This is a genomic window from Saccharopolyspora kobensis, from assembly GCF_900108315.1.
GTDB lineage: Bacteria > Actinomycetota > Actinomycetes > Mycobacteriales > Pseudonocardiaceae > Saccharopolyspora > Saccharopolyspora kobensis.
In genome coordinates this window covers 19780-35450 of sequence record NZ_FNVB01000004.1, presented here as the reverse complement: position 1 = coordinate 35450, position 15671 = coordinate 19780, and the positions used below count along the sequence as shown (strand labels likewise).

Here is a 15671-nt window from a genome sequence, read left to right as displayed (position 1 = left end):
CGGATCTTCACAATCACCCGCGGTGCCCGCACAGCTCCGCTAATGTGCCCCGGGCAGATGAACATCGTTAGCGAAATCGTGGAGCGATGATCACTGCCTGTGCTCTGTCGGAGTGCCCGTACCCGCGCGGATTTGGAGGAAGGGACGCCGTGCAGCCGGACAAGGTGTTTGGGAATCCCGGTCTCGACCAGGCCGAGGCCGTCGAGGACGGAACCGCCCTGATCGGGAACATGATGCCCGCGGGCGTCAAGGAACCCGTCACCCCGCAGCAGCGGCAGGCGATCGCGCAGCGCATCGGCCAGGACTGGAACCGGATCAGCTCCAGCATCGCCGAGCTGTTCGCCACCGGCGTGCCCAGCAACGATCCGCGCACCCAGCAGGTCGTCGGCGAGCACTGCCGCTGGATCGGCAACTTCTGGACCCCGGACCGGGCCTCCTACTTGCGGCTGGCCGAGATGTACGTGAACCAGCCGAAGTTCCGCCGCCGCATCGAGCGCCGCAAGCCCAAGGGCATGGCCGACTACCTCCGCGAGGCGATGATCACCTACGCCTGGGCCAACCTCCGCTGACCTGCGCTTTCGGGGGTGGGGTGACAGGAAGGTTCCCATCCTCGCAGCGGCCCGGCGCGGGATCGGTGACAGGAAAGTTCCCATGCTCGCACCCCCGTCCCGGCTGCGTCGGCGACTGTCGGGGCGATCCCGTTGAATGGTCGCCATGCGGAGATGGGTGCTGCACATGGACATGGACGCGTTCTTCGCGTCCGTGGAGCAGCTGACCCGTCCCACCATCCGGGGCCGCCCGGTGCTCGTCGGCGGGCTCGGCCCGCGCGGCACCGTGGCCGGCGCCAGCTACGAGGCGCGCGAGTACGGGGCGCGCTCGGCGATGTCGATGGCCGAGGCCCGGCGCCGATGCCCGGTGGCGGTGGTGCTGCCGCCGCGGTTCCGCGCCTACCAGCTGGTCAGCCAGCGGGTGCTGGGCATCGTGCGGGAGGTGTCCGACATCGTCGAGCAGGTGTCGGTGGACGAGGCTTTCCTGGAACCCGCCGAGCTGGCCGACGCGCCGACCGAACGCGTCGAGCACTTCGCCACCCAGCTGCGCGCCCGGGTGCAGCGCGAGGTCGGGGTCACCGCGTCGATCGGTGCCGGGCCGGGCAAGCAGCTCGCCAAGATCGCTTCCGACCTGGCCAAGCCGGACGGGATGCTGGTGGTGCCCGCCGAGGAGCAGTTGGAGCTGCTGTCCGCGCTGCCGGTGCGCAAGATGTGGGGCATCGGCCCGGTGACCGAGTCCAAGCTGCACCGCATCGGGGTGCACACCATCGGTGAGCTCGCCGATCTGCACCTCGGTGATGTGGTTTCACTGCTCGGGCAGGCGCACGGCACCGAGCTGCACCGGCTCGCGCACGGCATCGACGAGCGGCCGGTGGCGGAGCGGGCCGAGGCCAAGCAGGTCAGCGCCGAGACCACCTTCGACGTCGACATCACCGATCGGGCCGAGCTGCAGTCGGAGGTGCTCGGGGTCGCCGAGTCGGCGCACCGCAGGCTGGTGTCCTCGGGCCGGGCCGCGCGCACGGTGACGCTCAAGGTTCGCGACTCCGATTTCACCACCATCAGCCGTGCCGAGACCTTCGCCTCGGCGACCAGCGATTTCGGCGCGCTCTCGGCCGCGGCGCGGCGGCTGCTGCCGATCGCGGTGCCGCCCGGGACGCCGGTGCGGCTGGTCGGGGTCTCCTACTCGGGGCTGGCGACCTCCGAGCAGGAGCCGCTGTTCGGCAACCCCGCCGACGAGCACGATCCGGCGGAACCCGCGCCGCAGCCGGCGTCACGGCCGGACCCGGAGCCGGAGGTGCGGCAGTGGCGGGCCGGTGACGACGTGGCGCACGCGGAGTTCGGGCACGGCTGGGTGCAGGGTGCCGGGCACGGCCGCGTCACGGTGCGGTTCGAGACCGCGGCCACCGGGCGCGGGGTGGCCAAGACGTTCGCCATCGACGACCCGCTGCTGAGCGCGGCGGACCCGGCGGACAGCCTCGGCTGGTGACGGGCAGTCCTCGGGAGCGGGCTCGTCTTTGTCTTTGAAATGCCGGAGGCGTTTAGCCCACCCTCGCAGCTTGCACCGCCGCGGGTTCTCAGCGTCCGCCTGGCGAGGACGGCCCAGCCGCCGTGTATTGGTCATACATCAGGCTGGGCACCCGCAGTCCAGGCGGGCGCTGAGGTTCCGCTACCCGCACCGCCACGCAAAACGAGCGTGGAAACCTCGAATCAGTCCTGCTGCGGTTTCGGCAGCTGGCGGCGGTAGTGGCCGACCCACTTCTGCGGGGCGATGTCCTGCACCGCCGCTTCCAGGGTCTTCGGCACCCGGCTGAACGGCGGCAGGTGGAAGCGGTAGCGCTCGCCCGGCATGCCGGGCATCGACGCCGGTTCGGTCACCCGCCAGCGCTCCAGCTCGGGGTGCCGCGCGGCGAAGCCCGGGTCGGCCGGGTAGATCTCCAGCGCTTTGCGGCGCTCGGGCGAGACCGGGCGGCGGTTCTCGATCCAGGGCAGCGCACCGATGCCTGCGGCCTTGATCTCGTCCCAGGGCACGCCGAAGACCTGGCCGTAGGTGCGCACGTAGAAGCCGCTGCGGTCGAGCAGGAAGCCGCGGCCGCTGAACATGCCGCGGGAGCCGTTGATGAACCACAGGAAGATCACGCCGAAGACGAGCTGCCAGATCCACAGGCCGACGCTGCTGCCCTTGTTCACCAGCGTCGCCGCGATCAGCACGGTGAACAGCCCGCTGATGCCACCGCCGATGAGCAGCGTCCGGAAGCTGCTGGCGCTGACGTCGACGTCCTGCGCCTCGGCGCCGAGGACGACGGGCCGGTGCCCGGCGCCCGGTTGCACCCGCGTGGCCGGTTCCTGCATCTCGGGGCGCTCCGAGGTGTACCGGGCGGTGCCACGTCCGACGATCTGACCGGCAGGCACTGTCCGCCGCTCCCGGTTGTCGACCCGATCGGCACGATCCCATCCGCCTGGAAGCCACTTCATGCCGTCCAGGGTAGCCCCGGCCGATCCAGTCGATCATGGTTCCGGGCGGATTTCGGGGTTCCCCTCCGGGAGATCTCAGGGTTCTCGCCAGCGGCGGTGCGGACCGATCCGCACCGCCGCGCAGAGCGAGTTCGTCAGGCCGTCGGCACCTTGAGGATCAGGGCGTCGCCCTGACCGCCGCCGCCGCACAGCGCGGCCGCGCCGGTGCCACCACCGCGGCGCTTGAGCTCCAGCGCCAGGTGCAGCGCCAGTCGCGCGCCGGACATGCCGATCGGGTGGCCGAGGGCGATCGCGCCGCCGTTGACGTTGACCTTCTCCTCGTCGAGGCCCAGCGCGCGGGCGGACACGATGCCCACCGCGGCGAACGCCTCGTTGATCTCCACCAGGTCCAGCTCCGCGGCGTCGATGCCGGCCTTGGCGCAGGCGGCCTTGATCGCGTTGGAGGGCTGCTCGTGCAGGCTGGCGTCCGGGCCGGCGACGACGCCGTGCGCGCCGATCTCGGCGATCCAGCTCAGCCCCAGCTCTTCGGCCTTGGCCTTGCTCATCACCACGACCGCCGCCGCGCCGTCGGAGATCTGCGACGCCGAACCGGCCGTGATGGTGCCGTCGGGGGCGAACGCCGGGCGCAGCTTGGCCAGGGACTCGGCGGTGGTGTCGGGGCGGACGCCCTCGTCGGTGTCGACGACCACCGGGTCGCCCTTGCGGCGCGGGACCTCCACCGGGACGATCTCCTCGGCGAAGATCCCCTTCTCGGCCGCGGCGGCCGCGCGCTGGTGCGAGCGGGCCGAGAACGCGTCCTGCTCCTCGCGGGTCACCGCGTGGCGGGCGTTGTGCTTCTCGGTGGACACACCCATCGCCACCTGGTCGAACGCGCAGAACAGGCCGTCGTAGGCCATGTGGTCGAGCATCTGCACGTCGCCGTACTTGAAGCCCTCGCGGGAGCCGGTCAGCAGGTGCGGGGCCTGGGTCATCGACTCCTGCCCGCCGGCGACCACGACGTCGAACTCACCGGCGCGGATCAGCTGGTCGGCCAGCGCGACCGCGTCCAGGCCGGACAGGCACACCTTGTTGATGGTCAGCGCGGGCACGTCCATCGGGATCCCGGCGGCGACCGCGGCCTGCCGCGCGGGGATCTGCCCGGCGCCAGCGGTCAGCACCTGCCCCATGATCGTGTACTGGACCTGGTCGGGGCGGACGCCGGCGCGCTCCAGCGCGGCCTTGATCGCGAAGCCGCCGAGCTGGGCGCCGGAGAAGTCCTTGAGCGACCCCAGCAGTCGCCCCATCGGGGTCCGCGCACCAGCGACGATCACCGAACTGCTCACGACTACCTCCCGGTCTCCGCCACGCCTCGTCGCGCCGCACCACCACCATCATGACCCGGCGCGCACCACCGGGACCATACCCGCGATGGCACCCCGTGCCGCGTGTGACGACTGCCATACGGGCGGCGTGACAGGAAGGTTCCCATGCTCGCACCACCCGCAGCCTGGAGTGCCAGAACGCAGGACGCGCTCGCCCGGCGAGAAGTCCCGCCGGGCGAGCGCGGTGGTCCGCGGAAGTCAGACGATTGATTCGTTTTCCACGGCCCGCAGCCGCGAGGAGCAGCGCACAGCAGCATGAGCTGCCGCAAGCGCGCCCCACCCTCGCAACTCGCACCGCCGCGGATCCTCAGAGCTGCAAGGAATCAACCACCTCAGCAGTTGCCGGAACCGGTCGTCGTGTCGCAGAGCCCGGACTCGGCTTCCCAGTAGAGCTTCGTGCGCGCGTTGACGCCGAGCTCGCGGGAGGCCGACACGTCGGTGGACGCGCCGGAGTCGCTCTTGAGCCAGTAGCGGACTTCGTACTCGGTTCCGGATTTGGTGTAGGTGAAGACGTAGAACGGGTCCGGGACCGGCGCGGGGCCGTAGTCCGGCACGGTCCAGGCGTCCTCGCCCTGCGCGGCGGTCGGGTCGACGTACAGGCAGTCGTACTCGGCGCCCTCGTAGGTGCAGCTGCGCATCTCGGCTCCGCCGTAGCGGTCGACGGTGGCGTCCTTGACCACGCCGTCGGTCTTCAGCCGCTGGTAGATCGACTCGCAGGCGCCCTGGTCGCAGGCGTGCCAGTCCTTCCACGCGGTCGCCCGGGCCTGCGCCGCGGTGGCGCCGCCGTCGACCGCGCTGCAGTACTTGCCGACGATGTACGGGGCCATCTTCCCGGCCGCGCCGACCGAGTCGATGGCCGTCGCCGCGGTCTCGTCCGCGCCGAGGCCTGCCGAGTCGAGCTGCCAGATCCCGACGCCGGGGTTGAAGAACAGTCCCTTGTCCCGCTGCTCGGGGTCGGCCAGGGAGGTCTGGTCGTCGTAGCGGGACAGCGTCATCGGGGATGGCGAGTCACCGGAGCCGGAGACCTCCGGCCAGGTCGGGGAGAGCACCAGGTTGGTGGCGTCGCCCGCGCTGATCTCGCAGGACGCCTTCCCCGCCGCCTCGGTGGCGGCCGCGCTCACCGCTTCGTATGGTTCTGCGCCGAACTTCAGGTCGCCGAGGCGGACCCAGGCCCGTTCGCGGCGCAGGTCGTCGGCCCTCGGGTTGTCGCCTCCTCCGCCGCTGGGCACGCCGTCGCCGCCGACGGCCAGGGCCGGTGCGCCTAGCCCCAGCACCAGTCCGACGGAGGCCAGCAGCACTGCGGATCTGCGGGCCGGCCCACGTTGCCTTCTTTCCATGCGCGCCCCTCTCATGTGAATCAGCCACATGTTCGTGCGAAGCAAGGTCACCCGACTCCGCCCATCGGGGCAATTCGATCTTCCGTTTTCCACGCTTTTCCCAGGCCCGCGCGCGCGGCTAGGGTGCGGGCATGCGAGCAGAACTCAACGGCCTGGTCACCGCGGTCGACCACGTGGGCATCGCGGTCCCGGACCTGGAGGCGGCGATCGCCTTCCACCGGGAGACCTTCGGTCTGGAAGTCACCCACTCCGAGGTCAACGAGGAGCAGGGCGTGCACGAGGCGATGCTGCGGGCTCCCGGTGATGCGACCGGCGCGACGCAGCTGCAGCTGCTCGCGCCGCTGCGGCCAGACTCGGCGATCGCGAAGTTCCTGGACCGCAGCGGCCCCGGCCTGCAGCAGCTCGCGTTCCGGGTGACCGACGTCGAGGCCGCCATGTCCGCGCTGCGCGCCAAGGGCCTCCGGCTGCTCTACGACGAGCCGCGCCGCGGCACCGCGGACAGCAGGATCAACTTCGTGCACCCCAAGGACGCCGGCGGTGTGCTGGTCGAGCTCGTGGAGCCCGCCGAAGTCCACTGAGGACAGCGCACCTCCGGGCGACAGCGGCTACGAGAGCGAACGCTGCGTCACCACTGGCGGATTTCCCGGCGAGGACGGCCGCGCATCGCCAGGAGCGGCATCCGCACACGGGTTCCGCCACGCGAAGCGCGCTCCGGGCTCACTCCAGGAACGAGAGGTCCAGGCGGCTCAGCCGTTCGGGGTCGGCGAGGATGTCCAGCGCGACGACCTTGCCGCCCGCGACGGTGAACGCCGCCACCGACACCACCTGGCCGCCGACGATCGCGACCGCCCCGGCGGCGCCGTTGACCAGCACCGGCCGCAGCTCCTCGGCGAACGTGGCGAACAGCGTCGCGCCCCGGGCCACCTCGGCCGGGCCGCGCCGCAGGGTTCCCGGGCGCTGGCCGCCGGGATCGGAGCGCACCACCACGTCCGGGTCCAGCACCGCGACCAGCCCGGCCAGGTCACCACCGCGCGCCGCCTCGATGAAGGCGTCGACGACCTCCCGCTGCCGCGCCAGGTCCGGGTCGGGCGCCGGAACACCCCGGACCCGGCGACGGGCGCGGCTGGCGAGCTGGCGCGTCGCGGCCGGAGTTCGGCCGACGATGGGCGCGATCTCGTCGAAGGGCATCGCGAACAGGTCGTGCAGCACGAACGCGAGCCGTTCCGGCGGGGCCAGGGTTTCGAGCACCACCAGCAGCGCCAGCCCCACCGAATCCGCGAGCAGCACCTCCTGCTCGGGATCGGCGGTGTCGACGGCGGTCACCAGCGGGTCCGGCACGCGGGTCTCCAGCGGTTCCTCGCGCCGACCGGCGCGGGAGCGGAGCATGTTCAGGCACACCCGGCCGACGACGGTGGTCAGCCAGCCACCGAGGTTGCCGATCTCATCGCCGTCGGACCTGCTCAGCCGCAGCCACGTCTCCTGCACCGCGTCGTCGGCCTCGCTCAGCGAGCCCAGCATCCGGTAGGCCACCGACCGCAGCCGCGCGCGGTGGGTTTCGAACTGCTCGGCCAGGAATTTCTCGTCCATCGGTCACATTCCTCCGTCGCCCGGGGTCACAGCTATGACCGGCGAAACCGGGCCGGTGTGACACAACCCTGGAGGCGACGTGCGAACCCGGATGAAGAACCCCGCGCTGATCATGCCCGAGGCGATGACCGGCATCCAGCGCCTGCTGAAGGCGACCAAGTCCGGCGGCGTGCCGCAGCCGACGCTGGAGCTGATCGGACTGCGGGTCAGCCAGCTCAACGGCTGCGCGCCCTGCCTGGTCGGCCACCAGCGGGAAGCCCGCAAGGCCGGGGAGACCGACGAGCGGCTGGCCACCGTGGCCGCGTGGCGGGAAGCCCCGTTCTTCACCGACGCCGAACGCGCGGCGCTGCAGCTGGCCGAGGCCGTCACCCGGCTCGCCGACCGCTCCGAGGAGGCGGTGCCGGACGAGCTGTGGGAGGAGGCGGTCGAGCACTACGACGAGCAGCAGCTCGCCGCGATCCTGCTGATGATCGGCACGATCAACCTGTTCAACCGGATCAACGTCCCGATCCGGGAGCGCGCCGACCGGCCCAGCTGGGAATGACCCGCGTGAGCGGCGATGGTGGCGAACCATCGCCGCTCACGACCGCCGCGGATCTTGTGGTTGCGCTGGTCGCCTGACGGAACCGGGGTGCTTCCGCGGACTGCGGGTGCTCCTCCTGATGCGTGCGCCGACAGCGCTCTCAGGCGGGCAGCAGCAGCATGCGGCGCTCGGCGATGCGCTCCACCGCCTGCCTGCTGTAGGCGAGCGGGAAGTACTTCCCGGTCCGCCACCGCTCGGCCAGGTCCCGGTAGTGCGGGCTGTTCGGGTCGCCGGACTGGCCGGGCGTGTTCACCGCGACCGAGGAGTCCCAGTCGCCCACGTCCAGCACCATCCGGAACGACGGGCCGTTGAGCTGCCGGAAGTCGCTGGTCCGGTAGGAGGACTGGTTGACGGTGTCGGCGGAGCCGCCGCGCGGCAGCGGGCCGACGTCGAAGCGGGCCCGCTCGGCTGCGCCGAACGCCGCCGAGGCCGGGTGCTGGAAGAAGCTGTGCTGCAGCTTCCCCCACTGCCAGGCGCCCTCACCGCGCCCCAGCCGTTCCCGCACCTCCGCGTAGGCCGTGCGCAGCGTGTCCAGCAGCAGGCGGTCGCGGGCCGCCACATCCGGCAGCCACCTGCCCGGGTTCTCCAGCTCGCCGAGCATCACCAGGGTGTCGGCGTCGGCGAAGATCCCGGCGGCCTTCGGCACCGCGGCCCGCACGAACCCCGGCCCGAGGTGCTTGGACAACCACACCTCGAACAGCGCCGCCGGGCCGGAACCCGGTGATTCCACCGCGTCCCAGCCGCGCAGCAGCCGCAGCGCGCGGCGCAGATCGGACTCACCGCTGTCCACTTCGGACAGCAGGGCGATCAGCCTGCGCGCCGGGATGGACAGCTGGTCGTTCTGCAGCGCCTGCGAGTCGGCGATGGTGTGCCGGTGCTGCCGGGACAGCACTTCGACGATCCGCTGGTGCCGGAACGGGTTCGTCCACTCGTAACCCAGCCCGAGCCCCTGGTGCTCCGGCGGCAGGTTGAACTGGTTGGCGGTGGCGATGAACCCGGCTTCCGGGTTGAGGCTGCGCGGCAGGTCGTCACCGGAGTGGAAGCCGTTCCACTCGTAGCGGCCGTCGCCGGGCACCGGCAGCAGCCCGTCGTAGCCGACCCGCTTGGGCGCCAGACCGCCCGGCACCCAGCCGATGTTGCCCTCGACGTCGGCGTACACCTGGTTCTCCGTCGGCGCGCCCCAGTTGCGCATCGCGCGGGTGAACTCGGCGAAGTTGCGCGCCCGCATGTAGGCGACGCTGCCGAAGTACGGCGACATGCCCGGCTCCAGCCAGCCGGTGCGCACCGCGTAGCCGAGGTTGCGCTGCTCGTCGACGTGGATCACCGGGCCGTGCCGGGTGAAGGCCAGCTCGACGGTGCGCGCGGCTTCCCCGCGCACCTCGACCTCCTCGCGCAGCACCGTCATCGACTCCCAGCCGCCCTGATAGCGGTAGCGGCGGCGATCGGCCGGATCCAGCTCGTAGACGTAGAGGTCCTCCTGGTCCATCGGGAAGATCGTCAGCCCGAAGGCGACGGTTCCGTTGTGCCCGATGGAGATCCCCGGCAGCGCCGGCTCCCCCGCGCCGATCACGTCGAGGCCCGGCGCGGAGAGGTGCGCCAGGTAGCGCAGCGAGGGCGCCGAGTAGGCGCGGTGCGGGTCGTTGGCCAGGATCGGCCGCCCGGTGGCGGTGCGCGCACCGCTGATCACCCAGTTGTTGCTGCCCTCGGTCGCCGGATCGCGGACCACCGCCTTGCGGACCCGGCCCTCGGCGAACTCCACCTGCTGGGTGGCCAGGTCGAAGACCTCCAGGACGTCATCGGGCAGCGCGCACGGGTCGAAGCCCTCGGGCACCACCGCCCGGTGCTCGGGCTGCAGGCCCTGCCGGATCTGGTCGGCGTCCACCCCGGCGGCGCAGGCGACCTGGGCGCGCTTGACCTCGCTGGTCAGGTTGCGGGTCAGCCCGTGGCTGCGGATGCGCACCACGTCCTCCGGCTCCCAGCGGGCCGGCCGGTAGCCGAGGATGCCGAACTCCTCGGGCAGCTGCTCGGGGTGCTCGTCCAGCCAGTCGAGGTAGGCGTTGATGCCCGCGGTGAACCGGGTCGCGATGCGCTGCGCGTCCTCGGAGTAGCGCGCCCACTCCACGTCCATGTCGCCCCGGTACAGGAACAACCGGGTGGCGCGGTCCTGCGGCACGTGGTCGGGGCCCAGCACTTCGGCGAGCTTCCCGAGGCCGCGGCGCCGCCACAGGTCGATCTGGAACAGCCGCTCGCGGGCGGCGTTGAAGCCCTGCGCGAGGAAGACGTCGTCCTCGTTGCGGGCGTAGATGTGCGGGACCCCGTAGCGGTCCTCGATCAGCTCGACCGGCTCCCGCAGGCCGCGCACCGGGTACTTCACCGGATCGGGCGCCGCATCGGCACCGGAGCCGGCGGCCAGCACACCCGCTCCCGCGATCCCGGCCGCGGTGGCCACCAGTCCTTGCCGTCGGGTGAACCGCACCTGACCAACGCCCACCGCAACCTCCCGCATCGACCGACTGCAGGAGTTTTTAGCGCGCGCAACGACCCTTTCACAAGACTGAAGAGGCTTCAGATATGTGGTGCTCAGGCGGGTTTGATCTTCCTCGGCTTGCCGATCCCCGATTCCAGCGCGCGGGCGATGAACCCGATCTCGCGATCCAGCTCGTCGTCGCGCGCGCCGTGCCTGACGAGCGAATGCCGGTGGTTGACCACTCGCGCCAGCAGCAGCGCGGCGGTGTCCACATCGCCGCTGATCCGCCCCGGCGGCAGCGCCAGCTCGATCACCCCGCGGATCTGCTCGACCACGTGCCGGAACCGCTGCTGCAGCGCCTCCCGCACCGCGATGTGCGTGTCCGCCTCCCGCCACAGCAAATGGCTGAGCAGCGGCGATGCCTCCAGCCGGGCGTCCAGCTCGCGCACCAGCCTGCGCAGGCTGCCCGCGACGTCGCCGCGCACCACCACCCGCTCCGAGAGCGCGGGTTCCTCGGGCAGCCGGTCCACCAGCGCGGTCAGCAGGTCCTGCTTACGGCGGAAGTAGTAGTGGATGAGGCCCTTGGGCACCTCGGCCCGCTCCGCGATCCGCGACGTCGGAGTGGCCTCGAAACCGTGCTCGGCGAACAGCTCGCCGGCCGCCGCCAGGATCCGCTCCCGCGCCGGCGCACCGTCGTCCGCCGGCCGCCCCGAGTCCGAAGTGGACCCCCGCGAACCGGATCCGCGAGCCTGCGCCATCAACCCGTCCTCCCGCCGCCTGCGCACCGCCGGAGCGCGCGGCCCGGACGTCACCCCCGGGCCGCGCGCACTCGGCGCCTGTGCGCTCCGTCAGTGCTGCCCGGCGACGCCGCGGTGTGCGGCGTTGGCCTCCGGCAGCGCGGCCGCACCGGCGAGCACCGCCAGCACGCCGACGATCCACGAGGTCCACGAAGCACCCATGTGCGAGGTGTACCCGAGGACCCACGGCGAGATGAACAGCAGCGCGCCGAGCAGCATGTGGCAGTACTCGCTGGTCATCGACCCGGGCATGGCCAGCGACCACACGCTGGCCAGCACCAGCAGCGCGCCCAGCACGATCATCGCGGACATCGCCGACCCGTTCGTCGGCGTCCACAGGGTTCCGATGATCAAGTAGGCGCCGAGAACCACGGCAGCCCAGTCCTGCCAGCGAACCCACGGCTTCGCAGTCGAACCGCTAGACCTGTCGGCCACGTCGATCACCTCCACTGAGCACGACCAACAACTCCATTGCACGCTTGGTTGGCCAGCCGGTCAAGTCGTGCGCGGCGGCGCCGGCGGCCGGTTCGCCCGGCGGTGTGAGCAGCGGAACTCCGGCGGCCGCCCGCGCGGTGGCTCCGACCGGGCGACCAGGAGGGTTCGGCGGACGCGATCGGCCCACTGCCCTCGGTTTGTCTGGTTCGTCACGCCGCCGGTCGCGTTCGGCCAGGTGGCGGAGCTTTCGGTTGGCTGGGTTGGGAGTTGGGCGCCGGGGCCGTCCGGGCGGTGCGGAAAATCCGGCTGATACGTGCCACACCTCCCACAACAACGTCGTCTTCCAGGTAGCTTGGTGGTCATGGGCCTTGCCGACGACCGCGACTTGCTACCTCTTGGATCGGGCTTCGACCTCGTTCGCAAGAACGGTTACGACCGCGCCCAGGTCGATGAGCACCTGGAGCGGCTCGACGCCGACATCCGCATCCTGAGCGCGGATCGCGATGCCGCCGTCTCCCAGGCCAACGACCTGTCCAAGCAGCTGGAGTCGGCCCGCTCCGAGATCGAGAACCTGCGCGGCCAGGTCGACCGGCTGGCCAAGCCGCCGACAACGCTGGAAGGCCTCAGCGAGCGGCTGCAGCGGATGCTGCGGCTGGCCCAGGACGAGGCAAACGAGATCCGCGGCCGCGCCGAGAACGACGCGGCCCAGATCCGCGCGCGCTCCGAGGCCGAGGCCACCAACCTGCGCACCCGCTACGAGCGGCTGCTCGCCGAGGTGAACAGCCGGCGCTCCGAGATGGAGACCGAGCACCGCGCGCTGATGGACAAGGCCAAGTCCGAAGCCGAGCGGATCACCCGCGAGGCCGAGGAGAACCGCAAGCGCGCCGACAAGGAGTCCGAGGCCCGCCGCGCGCAGGTCGAAGAGGACTTCGAGATCGCGATGGCCGCGCGCCGCAGCGAATCCATGCGCACCCTGGCCGAGCAGGAGGCCACCAGCAAGTCCGAGGCCGAGCGCCGCGTCCGCGAGGCCACCGACGAGGCCAACCGCCGCCTGCGCGAAGGCACCAACGAGGCCCACCGCCGGGTCCGCGAAGCCACCGACCAGGCCAACCAGATGGTCAGCGAGGCGACCGCGAAGGCGGAGAAGCTCACCCGCGAATCCACCGAGGCGGCCAACAAGCGCGAGCGGGAGAGCAAGGAAGCCGCCGCCAAGCTGGAGCGCGAGAGCACCGAAGCCGCCGCCAAGCGCGAGCGGGAGAGCATCGAAGCCGCGGAGAAGCGCGAGCGGGAGAGCAAGGAAGCCGCCGCGAAGCTGGAGCGCGAGAGCACCGAGGCCGCGGAGAAGCGGATCCGGGAATCCAAGCAGGAAGCGGAGCGGCTCGTCCGCGAAGCGACCGAGAAGTCCGAGCGCATGATCCGCGAGTGCACCGACGAGGCCACCCGCCTCATCGACGACGCCACCCGCGAGAGCAAGCGCCTGGTCACCGCGGCCCGCGAAGACGCCCGCATCCGCCTCGGCTCGACCACCGAAGAGGTCCAGCGCCGCCTCGCCAACGCCGACGAGCACGTCCACTCGCTGACCCAGCTCCGCGACGCGGTCGCCAAGAAGCTCCGCGACGCCGCCGAGATGCTCGGCCAGACAACGCCCCTCCTCGAACGCCTCGACCAGGAGGACGCCGAGGAGGAGAAGCTCCGCGAAGCGGCGGCCGAAGCCCGCGAACAAGCCCGCAAGGACGCCGAAGAAGCGCTGGCCCAAGACAGCCGCGAGGTCAACGCGAAGCCCGAAGCGGCAGCGAAGGGCGAAGCGGCCAAGCCCGCGAAGGGCGAGAGCCCGAAGCCGGAGGCGACCGGGGGCGAGCCTGCGAAGCAGGCGAACCCCGCGAAGCCGGAGGCGAAGCAGCCCGCGAAGCCTGCGCAGCAGGCGCAGCAGGCGCAGCAGGCGCAGCAGGCGCAGCAGGCGCAGCAGGCGCAGCAGGCGCAGCCGAAGGCGCAGGGCGGCAAGCCCGCGGGCGGCGAAGCCGCGGACGACGGGCCGACGGAGCAGATCCACCGGGACCTGGTCCGGGGCGCGAAGCCGCAGTCCGGCTCCCAGGGTTCTTCCAACGCCCAGAGCTCGTCCGGCTCGCACGACGAGCCGACCCGCCGGATCCAGCTGCCGGTCCCGGAGAAGAACGCCAAGAACGGCCAGCGCTCCCAGACCACCGGTGGCCAGCAGCGCCGCTGAGCAGCGCCGTTCGCCGGATTCGGAGCTTCCCGACCAGAGCTCCGAATCCGGCACTGCTCAGCCGACCGGCGCCGGTCTCCGTTCCGGCAGGACGGCGGCACCGATCGCAACCGGCAACGCCACCAGCAGCGCCCATCCGCTGAAGGCCAGCACTCCGAGCACCGCCGCGCACGCCACCGCCGCGCACGCGCGAACCGGTCCACTCAGGACACGCACGCTCGCCGCGGTGCAGCAGAGGTACACCACCAGGAACAGCGTCGTCGGAATCGACACCAGCTGCGCCGTGCTCACCAGGTCCGCCGCTGCCGCGCCGAGCAGCACCAGGCCCGCTGCGAGCACGGCGAGCTGGAGCCCGCGACTGGAGCTAGCCGGACCGCGCAGTTCGGCGGTCAGCACCGCCGCGCTGGTCAAGTACGCGTTGGTCGCCGCGAGGGTGAGCGTCACCGCCGCTGTCGTGGCGACCGCGGGCCCGGTCGCGCCGACCGCGACTTCGAGCAGGTCGGCGAGTGGTACGTCACCCGCCGCCCGGGCTCCCAGGACCGAGATCGTGGAGGCCGCGAGCGCCAGGTAGATGAGCGTGGTGATCGCGAACGCCGCCCCGATCACCCGCGGCAGCTGGGCCCGCGGGTCGCGCAGCCGACCGGTGAGCGGGGCGATGGCCTCCCAGCCCACGAACGACAGCATCAGCACCGATCCCGCCGCGCCGATCGAGCTCCAGCCGTGCGGCGCGAACGGCAGCCAGTTCTCCGCTCGCCCGGCAGGTGCCGAGCCGATCACCGCCACCGCGACCAGCAGCACGAGCACCGCGACGAGCACGAGCTGCACGGCGGTCGAGCTGCGCGCCCCGCCCAGCGTCAGCGCGACCACGACGAGGAGCAGGAGCGCAGCGGCGACCAGCTTCGCGGTCATCCCGCCGCCCACCAGGTCCGCGATGTAGCCGCCGCCGATCAGGCACACCACCGGAGCACCCGCCACCACCCCGGAGAGGAAGCACCAGCCGACCACGCGCCCGGCGCGCGCACCGAGGCCCGCCGCCGCGTACTCCGCCACCCCGCCCCCGATCCGGGTGCCGAGGCTGGTGAACACCCAGGCCAGCAGGCCGGAGAGGACCAGCAGACCGCTCCAGGCCACGATCGACGCGGGCCCGGCGAGCGCGGCGGCGAGTCCGGGCAGCAACAGCAGGCTGGGGCCCAGCAAAGCCCCGATGTAGAGCGCAGCGCCACGCACGCTCGACATGTTCTGCGCTGAGGAATTCGGCATGCCGCCAGAATGTGCGAAACGGCGCGGCACGCGATGGCAAACTCCACCGCACCAGAACCACTTCGCGCAACATCGTGCGCGAGAAACGTCGGATCGAGGTGGAACATGCCGGAGCACAGCTGGGACGGGACCGATCGCGCCATCCTGCGCGAGCTGCAGGACAACGGCCGGATGGCCAACGTCGAGCTGGCCGATGCGGTGTCGCTGTCCCCGTCGTCCTGCCTGCGCCGCACCAAGGCCCTGGAAGCCGAGGGCATCATCGCCGGTTACCGCGCCGAGCTGGACCGGGACCGGCTCGGCCTCGGCCTGACCGCGTTCATCTCGCTCAAGGTCGACCAGCACTCCCGGGAGACCTCCCGGCAGATCGAAGCGGCGCTGACCGCGATCCCCGCGGTGGTCGCCTGCTACGTCGTCTCCGGCGAGGCGGACTTCCTCGTCGAGGCCGTGGTGCCCAGCCTCGCCGCCTACGAGCAGGTGCTGCTGGACCAGATCCTCGCCATCGGCCCGGTCACCGACGCGCGCAGCACGTTCGCGATCCGCACGGTGCTCAGCCGCGGTCCGATGCCGCTGGAGCACTGGGCGAGCAATCGCTGATCCCCC

General features: G+C 71.7%; 14 protein-coding genes. 6 read left to right on the top strand and 8 right to left on the bottom strand.

The genetic code is table 11. The features are described from left to right. Window positions 1–149 precede the first annotated feature (149 nt). Together C4T78_RS12995 and C4T78_RS12990 are read left to right on the top strand one after the other, a co-directional pair. Window positions 150–569 carry a TipAS antibiotic-recognition domain-containing protein gene (locus C4T78_RS12995; RefSeq protein WP_093357600.1) on the top strand — a complete coding sequence of 140 codons (420 nt, stop codon included), beginning with the start codon at window positions 150–152 and terminating at the stop codon, window positions 567–569. A 145-nt stretch (window positions 570–714) separates the two neighbouring features. Next, window positions 715–2034 (top strand): DNA polymerase IV, encoded by a 1320-nt coding sequence (locus tag C4T78_RS12990; RefSeq protein WP_093357601.1) that lies wholly within the window; start codon window positions 715–717, stop codon window positions 2032–2034. A gap of 221 nt (window positions 2035–2255) precedes the next feature. On the opposite strand, the gene C4T78_RS12985 is transcribed toward C4T78_RS12990, so the two are convergent. The 3 genes from C4T78_RS12985 to C4T78_RS12975 form a co-directional block, all read right to left on the bottom strand. Beyond that, entirely contained in the window at window positions 2256–3020 is a 765-nt protein-coding gene (locus C4T78_RS12985; RefSeq protein ID WP_093357602.1) for a hypothetical protein, read from the bottom strand. Window positions 3021–3154: 134 nt separating this feature from the next. Next, window positions 3155–4342, bottom strand: coding sequence for an acetyl-CoA C-acetyltransferase (locus C4T78_RS12980; protein WP_093146779.1), 1188 nt, complete (start codon window positions 4340–4342; stop codon window positions 3155–3157). A gap of 371 nt (window positions 4343–4713) precedes the next feature. Continuing rightward, entirely contained in the window at window positions 4714–5718 is a 1005-nt protein-coding gene (locus tag C4T78_RS12975) for a hypothetical protein (RefSeq protein WP_093357603.1), read from the bottom strand. Window positions 5719–5849: 131 nt separating this feature from the next. On the opposite strand from C4T78_RS12975, the gene mce reads away from it, so the two are divergent. After that, entirely contained in the window at window positions 5850–6296 is a 447-nt protein-coding gene (mce, locus tag C4T78_RS12970; RefSeq protein ID WP_093357605.1) for a methylmalonyl-CoA epimerase, read from the top strand. Between the two features lie 139 nt (window positions 6297–6435). Here the strand turns inward: mce and C4T78_RS12965 are convergent, their stop codons facing one another. Continuing rightward, complete coding sequence (locus C4T78_RS12965; protein ID WP_093357606.1) at window positions 6436–7305, bottom strand: sigma-70 family RNA polymerase sigma factor; 870 nt, start codon at window positions 7303–7305, stop codon at window positions 6436–6438. Between the two features lie 79 nt (window positions 7306–7384). Between C4T78_RS12965 and C4T78_RS12960 the strand changes: the two genes are divergently transcribed. Further along, window positions 7385–7849 (top strand): carboxymuconolactone decarboxylase family protein, encoded by a 465-nt coding sequence (locus tag C4T78_RS12960; protein WP_093357607.1) that lies wholly within the window; start codon window positions 7385–7387, stop codon window positions 7847–7849. A gap of 139 nt (window positions 7850–7988) precedes the next feature. Here C4T78_RS12960 and C4T78_RS12955 read toward each other — a convergent pair whose 3' ends face one another. The 3 genes from C4T78_RS12955 to C4T78_RS12945 all read right to left on the bottom strand — a co-directional run bounded on the left by C4T78_RS12955 (window position 7989) and on the right by C4T78_RS12945 (window position 11602). After that, on the bottom strand, window positions 7989–10379 hold the full coding sequence (locus C4T78_RS12955) for a penicillin acylase family protein (RefSeq protein WP_235863828.1): 2391 nt from the start codon (window positions 10377–10379) through the stop codon (window positions 7989–7991). An 89-nt stretch (window positions 10380–10468) separates the two neighbouring features. Next, the gene (locus C4T78_RS12950) at window positions 10469–11113 is read right to left on the bottom strand and encodes a TetR/AcrR family transcriptional regulator (RefSeq protein ID WP_093357610.1); all 645 of its coding nucleotides are present in this window, start codon (window positions 11111–11113) and stop codon (window positions 10469–10471) included. 90 nt (window positions 11114–11203) lie between these two features. Continuing rightward, window positions 11204–11602, bottom strand: coding sequence for an SPW repeat domain-containing protein (locus C4T78_RS12945; RefSeq protein WP_093357611.1), 399 nt, complete (start codon window positions 11600–11602; stop codon window positions 11204–11206). Between the two features lie 346 nt (window positions 11603–11948). On the opposite strand from C4T78_RS12945, the gene C4T78_RS12940 reads away from it, so the two are divergent. Further along, entirely contained in the window at window positions 11949–13811 is a 1863-nt protein-coding gene (locus tag C4T78_RS12940; protein WP_093357612.1) for a M protein, read from the top strand. A 57-nt stretch (window positions 13812–13868) separates the two neighbouring features. Here C4T78_RS12940 and C4T78_RS12935 read toward each other — a convergent pair whose 3' ends face one another. Further along, entirely contained in the window at window positions 13869–15038 is a 1170-nt protein-coding gene (locus tag C4T78_RS12935; RefSeq protein WP_218161727.1) for an amino acid permease, read from the bottom strand. 138 nt (window positions 15039–15176) lie between these two features. Here C4T78_RS12935 and C4T78_RS12930 point away from each other — a divergent pair, with 138 nt between their 5' ends. Next, on the top strand, window positions 15177–15665 hold the full coding sequence (locus tag C4T78_RS12930; RefSeq protein ID WP_093357615.1) for an Lrp/AsnC family transcriptional regulator: 489 nt from the start codon (window positions 15177–15179) through the stop codon (window positions 15663–15665). The last annotated feature ends 6 nt before the right edge of the window (window positions 15666–15671 follow it).

Coding starts and splice junctions, on each gene's coding strand:
- C4T78_RS12930 (WP_093357615.1), top strand. CDS start 15,177: ATGCCGGAGCACAGCTGGGACGGGACCGATCGCGCCATCCTGCGCGAG.
- C4T78_RS12990 (WP_093357601.1), top strand. CDS start 715: ATGCGGAGATGGGTGCTGCACATGGACATGGACGCGTTCTTCGCGTCC.
- C4T78_RS12940 (WP_093357612.1), top strand. CDS start 11,949: ATGGGCCTTGCCGACGACCGCGACTTGCTACCTCTTGGATCGGGCTTC.
- C4T78_RS12950 (WP_093357610.1), bottom strand. CDS start 11,113: ATGGCGCAGGCTCGCGGATCCGGTTCGCGGGGGTCCACTTCGGACTCG.
- mce (WP_093357605.1), top strand. CDS start 5,850: ATGCGAGCAGAACTCAACGGCCTGGTCACCGCGGTCGACCACGTGGGC.
- C4T78_RS12965 (WP_093357606.1), bottom strand. CDS start 7,305: ATGGACGAGAAATTCCTGGCCGAGCAGTTCGAAACCCACCGCGCGCGG.
- C4T78_RS12985 (WP_093357602.1), bottom strand. CDS start 3,020: ATGAAGTGGCTTCCAGGCGGATGGGATCGTGCCGATCGGGTCGACAAC.
- C4T78_RS12975 (WP_093357603.1), bottom strand. CDS start 5,718: ATGGAAAGAAGGCAACGTGGGCCGGCCCGCAGATCCGCAGTGCTGCTG.